12 protein-coding genes are annotated in these 13,124 nt (G+C 69.8%); 11 read left to right on the top strand and 1 reads right to left on the bottom strand.

Annotation, left to right across the window (positions count from 1 at the left end; translation table 11 throughout):
• The 7 genes from J2X60_RS04490 (at window position 1) to J2X60_RS04460 (ending at window position 4,668) form a co-directional block, all read left to right on the top strand.
• Window positions 1–579, top strand: coding sequence for a hypothetical protein (locus J2X60_RS04490; protein WP_156794828.1), 579 nt, complete (start codon window positions 1–3; stop codon window positions 577–579).
• Window positions 576–1,049 (top strand): hypothetical protein, encoded by a 474-nt coding sequence (locus J2X60_RS04485; RefSeq protein WP_070417738.1) that lies wholly within the window; start codon window positions 576–578, stop codon window positions 1,047–1,049. The genes J2X60_RS04490 and J2X60_RS04485 overlap by 4 nt, the downstream gene beginning before the upstream one ends.
• Complete coding sequence (locus J2X60_RS04480; protein WP_309886615.1) at window positions 1,042–2,514, top strand: hypothetical protein; 1,473 nt, start codon at window positions 1,042–1,044, stop codon at window positions 2,512–2,514. Before J2X60_RS04485 ends, J2X60_RS04480 begins: the two co-directional genes overlap by 8 nt.
• The gene (locus tag J2X60_RS04475) at window positions 2,511–3,077 is read left to right on the top strand and encodes a hypothetical protein (protein WP_070417736.1); all 567 of its coding nucleotides are present in this window, start codon (window positions 2,511–2,513) and stop codon (window positions 3,075–3,077) included. The genes J2X60_RS04480 and J2X60_RS04475 overlap by 4 nt, the downstream gene beginning before the upstream one ends.
• 94 nt (window positions 3,078–3,171) lie before the next feature.
• Window positions 3,172–3,747: a hypothetical protein gene (locus tag J2X60_RS04470; protein ID WP_309886614.1), complete on the top strand. Its 576-nt coding sequence runs from the start codon at window positions 3,172–3,174 to the stop codon at window positions 3,745–3,747.
• Complete coding sequence (locus J2X60_RS04465; protein ID WP_309886613.1) at window positions 3,738–4,388, top strand: hypothetical protein; 651 nt, start codon at window positions 3,738–3,740, stop codon at window positions 4,386–4,388. Before J2X60_RS04470 ends, J2X60_RS04465 begins: the two co-directional genes overlap by 10 nt.
• 34 nt (window positions 4,389–4,422) lie before the next feature.
• Window positions 4,423–4,668 (top strand): hypothetical protein, encoded by a 246-nt coding sequence (locus J2X60_RS04460; protein WP_309886612.1) that lies wholly within the window; start codon window positions 4,423–4,425, stop codon window positions 4,666–4,668.
• 42 nt (window positions 4,669–4,710) lie between these two features.
• Here J2X60_RS04460 and J2X60_RS04455 read toward each other — a convergent pair whose 3' ends face one another.
• Complete coding sequence (locus tag J2X60_RS04455; RefSeq protein ID WP_309886611.1) at window positions 4,711–5,334, bottom strand: hypothetical protein; 624 nt, start codon at window positions 5,332–5,334, stop codon at window positions 4,711–4,713.
• Window positions 5,335–5,569: 235 nt separating this feature from the next.
• Here J2X60_RS04455 and J2X60_RS04450 point away from each other — a divergent pair, with 235 nt between their 5' ends.
• Genes J2X60_RS04450 through J2X60_RS04435 form a run of 4 tightly spaced genes read left to right on the top strand, consistent with a single transcriptional unit; the run spans window position 5,570 to window position 13,108 of the window.
• Entirely contained in the window at window positions 5,570–9,940 is a 4,371-nt protein-coding gene (locus J2X60_RS04450; RefSeq protein WP_309886610.1) for an FtsK/SpoIIIE domain-containing protein, read from the top strand.
• Between the two features lie 50 nt (window positions 9,941–9,990).
• Window positions 9,991–10,821 (top strand): phosphoribosyltransferase family protein, encoded by an 831-nt coding sequence (locus J2X60_RS04445; RefSeq protein WP_309886609.1) that lies wholly within the window; start codon window positions 9,991–9,993, stop codon window positions 10,819–10,821.
• Window positions 10,818–12,410: a nicotinate phosphoribosyltransferase gene (locus tag J2X60_RS04440; protein WP_309886608.1), complete on the top strand. Its 1,593-nt coding sequence runs from the start codon at window positions 10,818–10,820 to the stop codon at window positions 12,408–12,410. Before J2X60_RS04445 ends, J2X60_RS04440 begins: the two co-directional genes overlap by 4 nt.
• On the top strand, window positions 12,407–13,108 hold the full coding sequence (locus J2X60_RS04435; protein WP_309886607.1) for an NUDIX domain-containing protein: 702 nt from the start codon (window positions 12,407–12,409) through the stop codon (window positions 13,106–13,108). Before J2X60_RS04440 ends, J2X60_RS04435 begins: the two co-directional genes overlap by 4 nt.
• Window positions 13,109–13,124: the final 16 nt, after the last annotated feature.

Raw genomic sequence — 13,124 nt, 5'->3', positions numbered from 1 at the left:
ATGGCTCAACGGTTCGTCGAGCGGCACATCCCCATGCTCGCGAAGCGCTCGGACCTGCCTGAACGAGATCGGGTTGTCGCTCGCCAGAGAGCAGAACGCGACATCGAACGCGCCCTCTCCGGTCTGCGTGACATCGGTACGGCTGACGTCTTCTTCTTCGATGGGCAGTTCGGCGGCTACCGGGCGAACATGATGATCACCGTCACGGCCGCGTACCTCGGGCCGAAGGTTGCTGAGCTGCGTTCCGACGACCTCGCCGCGGGCCTGGGCGGCGATCTGATCGAGCTGCCAGCGGGTCCGGCGGTCCGTACGCGAGACAGCATCTCTTCGACGCTCGCGGGCGCTTCGGGCGACACGACGACGCCGGACGGACTCCTTGCCTACACGAGCGCACTGCGAGGCGATGAGGACGCAGCAGGAACGCTCGACCAGACTCGCGTCGAGTACCTCATCAGAGTGCCGGATGAGTCAGGGACATTCGTCGTCGTCTCGTTCCGAGGAGTCGGCACCGACTTCGTTGATCAGCGGGTGGCACATTTCGACATCCTGATGAGCGGATTCGCCTGGACGACCGCATGATCTCGATTCGCTGGCCAGACACGCCCGCCCTGGTGCCACTTCCACTCGTCCGCGACGGTGAACATGACTTGGATCCGCTCGCCGAACTGCTTCTGAGCGGCGCAGCGAACGCCGCATGGCTCGTCGTGGACGAACGCCGTGGTCCGATCGGATGGCTGGTGGGCCGGGTCGTTCCGCTCGACGGACGTAGCCCGGGTGAGGTGCGTCGGGGGCTCCGCGCTTCAGATGTGCTCGAAGATCCCGACGAACGCATCATCCAGACTCACGCCGGCCCCGCTCTCCGGCTCGTCCAACGGTTCCCCCAGCCCTTCCCCGAGCGTGGGATGGTCGTCGCAACGCATGCTTCCTGGTCGTGGCACGTCGCGGACTCGATCGCGGTCCTCTCGACCGAGTCGATGGAAGCAGTCAATGTGGAGGCCGTGATCGCCATCGTCGATCAACTGGCTGCGATAATCAGGTTCGATGACTGAGCCGCTCGCCCGAGCCGCGTTGACCAGCGATCGATGGGCTGCGCGTTTCGACACACGCCAACTGTGGCTGGTCGACGACGCCTTGGTCGCGGAGTCGGACCGGGGCCGCCGGAACGTCACCTCGACGCTCCGCAACGCGACGTTCATCGATTGGACCGAACTCCCCCCGACAGTGTCCTTGACAGCTGGCAACGGAGGCATCCTGCTCAGTGGTGACAACGGATCATGGCTGATTGCTGTCGACGACTGGTGGATGGAACCGGTCACGGTGACGTCCAGGGAGCTTGCCTTGCGATCAAGTGGGCTGAACGTGCTCCTCGAACGTTTCCCGCGTCATGACGAAAGCAGTGTCGGAGCTCTGGCACGAGAGGCGAATCTGGTTCGGCCCGCGGGTCACCGCGCAGCCCGCTCGACAGCCTTGATGACGGCCATCGTGATCGGCGGTGGTCTCGCGTTCCTCGCCGTCGTCTACGGACCCTTGGTCACCACGCTGATGAACGGGCCCGATTCCGACGCTGTCTGGGTCGCGATCAAGACCATCGTCCTCCTGGGGCTCGCGACGGCAGTGTTCGTCGCGTTGTCTGGACGTGTCCGGCGCAAGCGCGTCGAAGACCACGGCATCGCACCGGCGGACGGTCCTTCGTGGTTCCGGAGGACAGCTTGCATCGGTCTCCGTGACGAGCTCGTCGTGCTCCGCGACGGTCAAGGTGCCGAGCAGTTGCTGTCGGTCGACCAGGCCGGTTCAGGCGACGCGGCTCTCCGCCGCGCAGAGTTCGTTCAAGGTGAATACGGCGCTGCCGCCGTGCTCCGCGACGGTACGGGGACCATCCGCGCGCAACTTCCGGCGTGGGCGTGGTTCCCGGACGAGGTTCGGCGGTCGGAGCTGTGGGAGTGGCTCACGGGTCGCGGAATCCTGACCTCCTCGACTTCGACCACGGAATGGGCTGCGAGCAGGAGCCTCGATCCGCAACGGAGCAGGACGATCTCGGTCGAGTCACTCGCCAACGGTCGGCTCGGGGTCCAGCCGATACCCCTGGTCGCTGCGGCAGCGTTCTTCTGCGGAATGGTTGCGTCTGTGCCGATGACTGAGGAGGCGCTGCCCCTGCGCATCATCGGATGGGTGCTCGCGATAGCGGTGGTCGTCGCCGTGTTCGCGACCATCATCATCGAGTCTGCAACCCGGCTCCCCGTCGCCCGACACGTCCAAGACCCGGCACCGACTCCAGGGCGGTTCCCGACTCGGGGCCAGCGGAACATTGCGATCGCCGTCCTTGCTGGCGGAGCCCTCTTCGGGTGGTTTCTCCACAGAGACAATTGGTTGGGCGCCATCGACGCGGCGCTCTTCGCCGGTGCCTTCGTCATCGGCAGTTGGCTCATGAGCCGAAGGCGGCTGGCCGAACGCGGCCACCGGCCGCTCGGATTCGTCCGGTGGCTTCGTACCGGGGCGCAGAGAGGTGACGAATGACCGAGGTCCTGTACTCATACAGTCGGGCTTGGACGCTGCTGGAACACGGCGATCCTGAGATGGTCGCAGATCTGGCCACGAGCGAAGCCGTGGCGCAGGCTCAGCAGAAGGTGACGCGACGAGAGCGGTCATCGGTTCGCTCGCGGATGGAAGACTTGGCGCGGCTGCAGGACGAGGTCCGGGCCGAGTCCTGCTTCGCGCTCTGCAGCACCACGCCGAGAGTGCAGGTGATCGCCTACACGCTCGTGCACTCGTCGCCGGGAGCGCACCTCGTGGACGAGTTCGTCGAGAGCGCTCTCGCCTCGAGGCCCTCCGGCCTCGGTGACGCGGACGTGAGTCGTCACCAACTCGCGGTCGGGGAAGCAACCCGCATACTGACGCGTGAGCGGATCGGTGAAGGTCGCAAGTCCAGTCTGCAGACGATCGTGCGGTGGATCATCCGGATCGACAGCCACGGCCACGACCTGGCTGTCGCGCAGTCGTCCTTCATCCCCGACGAGCTCTACCTGCCTGTCGCGCTGCCGATGATCGATCGGCTCGTACAGGATGTCTCGGCGCGATGAGTCCGGTTGCTGAGCACGGCGGCGTCCGGGTCACAGACCGAACACCGACCGCGATGCCTCGAGCGGTCGCGTGCGGTGCAACGAGGGGACTTGATTGATTCGCTTGCTGTGGAACTACAACCGCGCCTGGACGCTGCTCGACGACGAGGGTGCGATCGACGAGGTCACCGACGCCACGGTGGAGCACGCTCTCGCGCAGGCGAAGCAGCGGCCGAAGCGTCGAGAACGCACGGTGCTCCGAACGGTCGTGCGCGACATCGCCGCGTTCCAGACAGCGGCGAAGGCAGAGACCTGCTTCGTGCTCTCGACCACCGCGCCGACGGTCCGAGCGATCGCGTACGCGGTCGTTCACACCGTCGCCGGTGTCGACCGCGCGGACACCTTCATCGACGACGCTCGTGCACCGCGGGCGTCCGGCATCGGCGACGCCAGTGTCGGGACACTCGACCTGCCCGTCGGACGTGCAACGCTCGTGGAGATGCGGGAACGCAGCACCGGCGGCCGGGGGCGGCCGGTGATGCAGGTCGTTCGTGCGATCATCCCCATCGTCGACGGCCTGAACGAGCTCACGGTGGTCGTGTCGTTCTTCGTCCCCGACGAGAACGACAGCGCCCTCGCTCGGCCCATGCTCGACGAGCTTCTGCGCGACGTGCGTGTCGATTGGGCGTGAGCGTCGTCGCTGACGACTGCCGAAGTGACCGGGCAACCGAGAACGGAGCACAGCTGATGGGGCTCGAATTCGACTACGTCAACGCCTGGACGAAGTTCATCCGGGGCGACCCGACCACCACCGGGCGCGCCGCGACAGCGAACGTGATCAGTCACCTCCAGTGGCCGGTCCCGAAGCGCCTGGAATCGTCGCTCGAATCGACCATGACCAAACTGGCGCAATTGCGGAACGAGGTCGATGCCCACGACTTCTTCGTCCTGACGACGGACGCTCCGACGGTCGAGGTACTCGCGTACACGGTCATCCAGTACTTCCCTGGGTTGGATCCTGCTGCCCAGGCGGTCGACGACGCATTGCTCCCGCTCGCCGGACGAACCGGCGATCCCGATGTGTCGACCTGCATGACGGCGCTCGGCCCGGCCACGCGCATCCTCGACCGGGCGAAGACACCAGGACGCTCACTCCTGCGCCGTCCGGTCCCGGCCACGACGATCCGCTGGGTGCAGCCGATCGCGCAGCTGCCCGATCCGCTGACCGCGGTGTTGACCACATTCATCCCGAAACGTGCCGACGAGTCGTTCGCTGCGCCACTGGTCGATCAGTTCGCGCTCGGGTTGGTGCTCAACCCGGACTCCCAGTGACGTCAATGACGACAACCGCACCACCAAGGAAGCCATGACACGACGACGCCCCCTCACGCCCGGACGCCGCTGGGCCGCATTCGCCCGTGACACGGTGATCGTGCTCGCGATCGGTGTCGGCGTCTCACTCCTCCCAGGAGGCAAGTACGACACGGGCCCCTGGGACGGACCGACCGCGTGGCTCATCCGGTACATCGTGTGGGCGTTCGCGCTGGTCGTCGGCGTCAGCATCGGGAGCCGCCACCTGCGGTCATCCCGTCGAGCGCGTGGCGGACGATGACGACCCGTCGGGACAGATGTCCAGACGCTGCGCGGTGCGGTGTCACCCCATCGGGAAGATGAACCCGAACACGATGACGACCGCGATGATCGCCAACAAACACCCCGCGAAGATGAGCGCGAAGAGCTTCACGATCGACCGCTCCCAGTAGCGGGTGGCGCCCGGTACCAGCTGCTCGATCTTCTTCCCCTTGCTCGGCAACCGCGTCCGGGCACGCAGCACCCCGCTGATCTCGCGGATCCTCGGGGTGGTCCAGTTCCAGGAGTCGATCCTGATCCGACGCCTCCTACGGCCGCCGTGGACGATGAAGAGGATCTCGTTGGCGGGCCAGTTGTCGAACGCCGAGCGAAGGCAGCGAAGGTCCGCGTCCCGCGGGAGGAGTCGGCGCCGGACGATCCCTCGGAACTCGACCGCATCGTCGGTGATCCGGATCGTCGCGACCCTGCGGTGCCACACGGCGAGGCCGATCGCCGGCCACACCATGACCGCGTAGAGCGCACCGTAGAACGCCAGGCCGATCGCGGCGCTCCTGCCAGCAGGGAAGAGCACGACGATGCCGCCGATCAGTGCACAGAGCGCTGTCGGCCCCAGACCGCCGAAGATGATCCGCCACTTGGAGAGCTGCACCGGACTGAACTCCAGGATCTCCGGTGGGGCGTCGTGCACAGCACGAAGGATAGCGACCCGCCGCGCTGAGCCCGCAACCGCACGCATGGGTGAGCAGAGCCCGTTCCCCCACACCGCGCCTCCAGTGCGACCGCTCATCCACAAGCCGGACGCAACCCGGCCTGCGCGGCGCGGGAACCTGCGAGAATCGACCCATGAGCGGCAGCACGACGCTGCGGGGGGCCTCGACGGGGTGCTCCGCGACGACCAGGACCCACGACGTGGCAGGTGCCGCGTGCGCCTGACGTTCACCGCGACCCACCTGCCGACCGACGCCACCGCGGACTTCGTGGTCGAGTGCGACGAGGACACCGTCCTCGGCGAGGTCGTCGAGATCGTCGCCCGTCGCTTCGGCCTGAGCGCCGAGTCCATCGTCGAGGTCGCGGTCGACGCCGTCCCCACGACCCCGCACGCCCGGCTCGGTGACGGCGTCCTGCTCGAGGGGTCCCGCCTGACCTTCGGCGCCCCCGCGCCGGTCCTCCCGCTGCCGGCCGACCTGCCGAGCGTCCGCATCGTGGGCGGGCCCGGAGCCGGCACGGTCGTGGTGCTCGATGCGGGCATCGCACACGTCGGCTCCGCTCCGGACGCCACGGTGCACCTGCCGGACCGCACCGCCCCGGAGTACGCGGCGATCCTGCGCCTCGACCTCAACCGGCGGTTCTCGATCATCCCGACGCGCGGCTCGCGCGTCCTCCTCGACGGAACGGAGCTCGACGAGGAGACGTCCGTCGAGCCCGGCAGCGTCGTCACGATCGGCGACACGCTGCTGTCGGTCGCGGTCCCGGACGCCGACCGGGCGGCGATCACGCTGACACCAGGTGGCGGGACGCTCGACTACACCCGGCCGCCGCGCCTGCTGCCGGAGGAGACCCCGACGGTCTTCAAGCTGCCGGCGGCGCCGGGGCAGCAGTCGCGCCGCTCCATCCCGATCATCGCGGCGCTGGCGCCGCTCGGCATGGCGGCCGTGATGATCTCGATCTTCCACAACGTCGCGTACCTGGCCTTCGGCCTCATGTCGCCGATCATCATGTTCGGCAACGCCTGGTGGGACCGCCGCAACGGCAAGAAGACGCACCGGCAGCGGGTGGCCGAGTACGAGGAGACGAAGAAGGCGGTCGAGGCGGACGCCCTGGAGGCAGTGGTCCGGTACCAGCGCGAGTCGCGCACCAGCGCGCCCGATCCGGCGACGGTGCTCGACATCGCCCTGCGCCGTCGCGCCCGGCTGTGGGAGCGTCGGCGGACCGACCCCGACTACCTGACGCTGCGCGTCGGCACGGCGGACGTGCCGTCGGGCGTCGTGCTCGAGGATCCGGCAGCGCTGGAGCACCGGCGGGCGGTCGACAAGCTGGCCGAGGACGTGCCGGTCGTGGTCGACCTCGGCGAGCACGGCGTGGTCGGTGTCGCCGGGCGCGACGAGCACACCAGGCACCTCACGTCGTGGCTCGTGGCGCAGCTCGCGGTGCTGCAGAGCCCGCGGGACACCCAGTTCGTGGTGCTCACCGACGCGCAGTCCGCCGACGACTGGGCGTGGCTGCGATGGGTGCCGCAGGCGCGACCGGGCTTCGGGCAGGACGCCGTCATCGCGATCGGCAACGACGCCGAGACGCTGGGCGCGCGGGTCGCCGAGATCGGGCAGCTCATCGACGCACGGCAGCGGGCGATGCGCGAGTCGAACGTGCGGGGGATCCCCGGTCCCGACGTGGTCGTGGTGCTCGACGGCGCTCGACGGCTGCGCGCACTGCCGGGCCTGATCCGCATCCTCAAGGAAGGGCCTGCGGTCGGTGTCCGGGCGATCTGCATCGAGGAAGAGGCACGCCTGCTGCCCGAGGAGTGCTCGGTCGTCGTCACGGTGGGTCCGGAGCGCATCCGTGTCGCCGCCCAGCGTCAGGCGACGGTCACCGACGTCCGACCGGACCGCATCCCGGACGGCTGGTTCGAGACCGTCGCCCGGGCGGTGGCGCCGATGGTCGACGCCGACGACGAGAGCGATGCCGGTGGGCTGCCGTCGTCGTCGCGACTGCTCGACGTGATGCTGCTGGAACCGCCGACGGCGCGGGCGATCACGGGCAAGTGGAACGTGCGTGCGCGCACCACCGAGGTGGTCGTGGGCGAGAGCCTCGACGGCCCGTTCGCGTTCGACCTCCGCAGGGACGGCCCGCACGGCCTGGTCGCCGGCACGACCGGGTCGGGCAAATCCGAGCTCCTGCAGACGATCGTCGCGTCCCTGGCGGCGACGAACACCCCGGAGGGCATGAACTTCGTCCTCATCGACTACAAGGGCGGTGCCGCGTTCCGCGACTTCGCGCCGCTGCCGCACACGGTCGGCATGGTGACGGACCTCGACACGCACCTGGTGGAACGCGCCCTCGAGTCGCTCGGCGCCGAGCTCCGTCGCCGCGAGCACCTGCTGGCCGACGCCGCCGCGAAGGACATCGAGGACTACGTCGACCGCCTCGTCCGCGGTGAGCCGCTGCCGCCGATGCCGCGCCTGCTCATCGTGATCGACGAGTTCGCCAGTCTCGTGCGCGAGCTCCCGGACTTCGTCACGGGCCTGGTCAACATCGCACAGCGGGGACGGTCGCTCGGCATCCACCTGATCCTCGCCACGCAGCGTCCGACGGGTGTCGTGTCGAACGACATCCGCGCCAACACGAACCTCCGGATCGCGCTCCGGGTCACGGACTCGAGCGAGAGCACCGACGTCATCGACGCCGGTGACGCGGCGCAGATCCAGAAGAGCACGCCCGGCCGCGGGTACATCCGGCTCGGGGCCGGCGCGCTGCTGCCGTTCCAGGCCGGTCGGGTTGGCGGCCGGCGTCCGGGGCTGTCGACCGGACGCAAGCAGGTCTGGGCCGGAGCCGTCTCGTGGTCGTCGCTCGGCACCACCCCGCCGGCTCCGCCGAAGTCGAAGGAGCTGCAGGCAGAGGAACGCACCGACCTGCAGGAGCTGGTCGGTGCGGTGGCCGAGGCGGCGACCGAGCTCGGTGGACCGGCTCCCTACCGTCCGTGGCTCGACGCCCTGCCGGAGACGCTGCTCTTCACCGACCTGAACGACCGGGCGTGGGAGCTCGACGACAGCAGTACGACCGATGCCCGGGTCGGTCCGCTGCCCTTCGCGCTGCAGGACTTCCCGGCCGAGCAGGCGCAGCGGGTCCGGAGCCTCGACCTCGACTCGGACGGACACCTCTACGTGGTCGGTGCTCCGCGGAGCGGTCGGTCGCAGGTGCTCCGCACGATCGCCGCCGCGGTCGCCCGGAACACCTCGGCAGCCGACGTACACGTGTACGCGCTCGACTGCGGCAACGGAGCGCTGCTGCCGATCCAGGCCCTCCCGCACGCCGGCGCCGTCGTGCAGCGCGTGCAGACCGAACGCGCGCAGCGTCTCCTCACGAAGCTCACCCAGGAGCTCGCCCGCCGGCAGCAGGTCCTCGCCGACGGCGGGTTCGCGAGCATCGTCGAGCAGCGCGCGGCGGCGGTCGTACCCGCCGACCGGCTCCCCCACATCGTGTTCATGCTCGACCGATGGGAAGGGTTCGTCGGCTCGCTCGGCGAACTCGACCACGGTGCACCGACCGACCAGGTGATGACCCTCCTGCGCGAAGGGGCGAGCGTCGGCATCCACCTGGTCGTCACCGGGGACCGTCAGCTCCTGTCGAGCCGGATGGCGACCCTGGTCGAGGACAAGCTCGTCCTCCGGCTCTCCGACCGCGGTGACTACGGCCTCGCGTCGCTCAACCCCCGCAAGCTGCCCGAGCAGGTCCCGGACGGACGGGCGTTCGCGTCGGAGTCCGCCACCGAGACGCAGATCGCCCTGCTCGCCGCCGCCGGCACCGGTCAGTCGCAGGCCGCGGCGATCACCGCCCTCGCGACCTTCGCGACCGAGCGCGACCGCGCGGTCGAGCGTGCGCGTCGGCCGTTCCGCGTCGACCAGCTGTCCGGGCCGGTTCCGTTCGACCGGGCGTGGGAGATGCGCGACGACGACGCCGCCCTGTTCGGCCTCGTCGGCATCGGCGGGGACGACCTCACCGCCATCGGGCCGGACCTCGCGGCCGCGGGCTCGTTCGTCGTGGGCGGTCCCGCCAAGTCCGGTCGGAGCTCCGTCCTGCTGTCGATCGCACGGTCGGTGCTGCGCGAGGGGGGCGAGATCGTGCTCGTCACCCCGCGGCAGTCGCCCCTGCGCGCCCTCGCGTCCGAACCCGGCGTCCTCGGCGCGCACGAGGGCGTCGACGTCACCGAGGCCGACCTCGCACCGCTGTTCGACGGGCAACCCGGCCGCCGGGTCCTCGTCATCGACGATGCCGAGCTCGTCAAGGACGCACCCGCGAAGAGCTGGCTGCAGGGCTTCGTGAAGAGCGCGGCGGACAACGGCCAGGCGATCGTCGCGGCGGGGTTGACGGCCGAGTTCGGCGTCGGGTTCACGGGCTGGCAGGTGGACATGAAGCGACGTCGCTCGGGCGCGCTCCTCAGCCCGCAGGCGATCACCGAGGGCGACCTGCTCGGCATGCGCCTGCCGCGCAGCAGCATCGTCGAACGGGTGCAGGTCGGCTCCGCGCTGGTGCACCTCGGTGACGGTGAACTGGTGTCGGTGCAGGTGCCGGTCCCGTGATCGCACCACAGTTCTTGTCACTCTGACAAATACCGTGGTACGGTCAGGTCATGGCAGTCGAACTCAGCACCCGGACCACCCGGGGCACCCAGGCGACACCGACGTTCTCCACCATGCGGTTCCCCGCCGGTGAAGCACACGTCAAGGTCGCACACGACGCCGACGCGGGGGACCTCAGCGAGATCGCGACCCTGCGCGGCACGAACGGCGACGACCTCCTCATGCTCGGCATGTGGGCGGACGCCGTCCGGCAGCGCGGATCCCGGTCCGTCGCCCTCGTCCCGTACCTGCCCGGCGCCCGGCAGGACCGCGGCCTCCCCTTCGGCGCGAAGGTCTACGCGGACGTCGTCAACGGCTTCGGGATCGACCAGGTGATCGCGTTCGACCCGCACTCGCCGGTGATCGTCGACCTGGTGGAGCGCCTGACCGTGGTCACCAGCGAGACCGTCGTACGCGACCAGGTCGTCGCCGGCTCGGACTACAGCGGGATCATCGCCCCCGACAAGGGCGCGGTCGCGCGGGCCTCCGCCGTCGCCGACGCCTGCGGGTTGCCGGTGTTCCGCGCCGAGAAGCACCGCAACCCGGACACCGGCAAGCTCGACGGCTTCACGTGCGAGCCGCTGCCGGACACCGGTCGCCTGCTCGTCGTCGACGACATCTGCGACGGGGGCGGCACGTTCATGGGCCTCGCGACCGCGACGGGGCTGACGAAGGACCGCCTCGGCCTCTGGGTCTCGCACGGCGTCTTCTCCGGCCGGGCCCCGCAGCTCGCCGAGCACTTCGGGGAGATCGTCACGACGGACTCCTACCCCGCGCAGAACGCCATCGAGGGCCTGCGCACGATCGAACTCACCCCTTACCTGACGGAGCAGATCCGATGACGCAGACCGACACCACCACGACCGGCACCGAAGGCACCACCGGCATCGCGCCCCGCCTCACCGGCCCGAGCCCGATCGCCCCGCTCCTCGCGGTCGACGGCTACAAGCACTCGCACCGGCAGGTCTACCCGGCCGGCACCACCCGGATCCTCATCAACTGGACGAACCGTTCGAACGCGCACATGCCCGAGTCGACGCACGCCGTCGTGTTCGGCCTGCAGGCGTTCATCCAGCGCTCGCTCGTCGAGGCGTGGGCGCCGTTCTTCGCCGCGGACGAGGACGAGGTCGCCGACCTGTTCGAGCAGGCACTGCAGGGGTACTTCGGCCCGAACCACATCGGCACCGACCACGTCCGGGCACTCCACCGCCTCGGGTACCTCCCGCTCGAGATCCGCGCGCTCCCCGAGGGCACCCTCGCCCCGATCGGTGTCGCGACCCTCACCGTCGAGAACACCGTCGACGAGTTCTTCTGGCTGCCGAACTACATCGAGACGGCCCTGTCGGCGTCGATCTGGCACCCGTCGACCGTCGCCACGAAGGCGCTCGAGTACCGCGACCTCATGGAGGACTGGGCCGCCCGCACCGGCGCCGACCCGGCCAGCATCGACTTCGCCGCGCACGACTTCTCCTTCCGGGGGCAGTCGAGCATCGAGTCGGCCGCGGCCGGTGGCGCCGGGCACCTCCTCTCGTTCCTCGGCACCGACTCGATGCCGTCGCTCGACTTCATCGACCGCTACTACCCGGGTGACAACGGCTGGGTGGCCGCGAGCGTCCCGGCCACCGAGCACAGCGTGATGTGCGTGCGCGGCGCCGAGGGCGAGCTCGCGACCTTCGAGCAGATCCTCGACGTGTACCCGACGGGCATCGTGTCGGCCGTGAGCGACGGGTTCGACCTCTTCAAGGTGATCACCGAGACGCTCCCGCAGCTCAAGGACCGCATCACGGGTCGCGACGGCAAGCTCGTCATCCGCCCGGACTCGGGCGACCCGGTGGACATCGTCACCGGCACCGTGCACGGGGTCGACACCGCGGCGCTGACCGATCCGGCCCGCAGCCACGAGGAGAAGGGCGTCGTCGAACTCCTCGACGAGATCTTCGGGCACACCGTGAACGACCAGGGCTTCAAGGTCCTCGACCAGCACATCGGCGTGATCTACGGCGACAGCATCACCCTCGACCGTGCCCGCCGCATCTACGAGCGGCTCGCCGCCAAGGGCTACGCGAGCGACAACATCGTGCTCGGCATCGGCTCGTACACGTACCAGTACATGACCCGCGACAACCTCGGCAGCGCGGTCAAGGCCACCTGGGCGCTGGTGGACGGCGAGCCCGTCGACATCCAGAAGGACCCGAAGACGGGCAGCGGCAAGAAGAGCGCGAAGGGCCGGATCGCCCTGCACCGCGACGCGACCGGCGAGATCCGGCAGACCGACCAGGCCACCGCCGAGGACGAGGCGACGAGCCTGCTCCAGCCCGTGTGGGTCGACGGCCGGTTCCGGGTCCTGCAGTCGTTCGCGGACGTGCGGGAGACCCTCCGCCGCGAACGCACCGAGCGCGCCGACCGCGCGGCCCGTCGGGCGACGGCGTGACCGACGCCACCTCGGCGGCCCGCGACCAGCCGCTCATCGCGATCGACGTCGTCCCGATGTCGTTCACGACGAGCGACGGGTTGCGGGTCGCCACCGCGCGTCGGCAGTACGCGCCGTACGCGGGCCAGGAGGCGCTCCCCGGCGTGCTCCTGGAGGGTGCGGAACTCCTCGCCGACGGTGCACGACGCGCACTGCGGACCAAGACCGGGATCGACGCGGCGACGGTCCGGCACCTCGCGCAGGTCGGCGCGTTCGACGGACCCGACCGCGACCCGCGGAGCGCCGCGATCAGCGTCGCCTTCCTGGCCGTCGTGGCACCGGCAGTGACGACCCCGACGCCGGCCGCGGCGGCCGCTGTGGTGGCCCCGCCCTCGGCCGCCGGACCCGCGGTCTGGCGCGTGCCCGGGGGAGACGACCCGCGCCTCCCGTTCGACCACGACGCGATCATCCGAGCCGCCCTCGACCACGTCCGCACCCGGATCTGGCGCGACCTGCCGCTCACGCGCGCGTTGCTCGGCGAGGTGTTCACCACCTCAGACGCCTCCGTGCTGCAGACCGCGCTGACGGGCGTGCAGCCGGATCCCGGCAACACGAACCGGGCGCTGCGGACCAACCCGGCGCTCGTCCGGGCCGACGCGTCGGCCACGGCCGCGGGCCGCGGCGGCCGTCCCCCGGCAACCTGGACGTGGGCGGGCTGATCGCGGTTGGGTGGGG

The sequence above is a fragment of the Curtobacterium sp. 320 genome (genome assembly GCF_031455235.1).
Classification (GTDB): domain Bacteria; phylum Actinomycetota; class Actinomycetes; order Actinomycetales; family Microbacteriaceae; genus Curtobacterium.
Note: the sequence above shows the minus strand (reverse complement) of the source record. Positions and strands in the feature narration are given on the sequence as shown.

Coding starts and splice junctions, on each gene's coding strand:
- J2X60_RS04490 (WP_156794828.1), top strand. CDS start 1: ATGGCTCAACGGTTCGTCGAGCGGCACATCCCCATGCTCGCGAAGCGC.
- J2X60_RS04485 (WP_070417738.1), top strand. CDS start 576: ATGATCTCGATTCGCTGGCCAGACACGCCCGCCCTGGTGCCACTTCCA.
- J2X60_RS04480 (WP_309886615.1), top strand. CDS start 1,042: ATGACTGAGCCGCTCGCCCGAGCCGCGTTGACCAGCGATCGATGGGCT.
- J2X60_RS04475 (WP_070417736.1), top strand. CDS start 2,511: ATGACCGAGGTCCTGTACTCATACAGTCGGGCTTGGACGCTGCTGGAA.
- J2X60_RS04460 (WP_309886612.1), top strand. CDS start 4,423: ATGACACGACGACGCCCCCTCACGCCCGGACGCCGCTGGGCCGCATTC.
- J2X60_RS04445 (WP_309886609.1), top strand. CDS start 9,991: ATGGCAGTCGAACTCAGCACCCGGACCACCCGGGGCACCCAGGCGACA.
- J2X60_RS04440 (WP_309886608.1), top strand. CDS start 10,818: ATGACGCAGACCGACACCACCACGACCGGCACCGAAGGCACCACCGGC.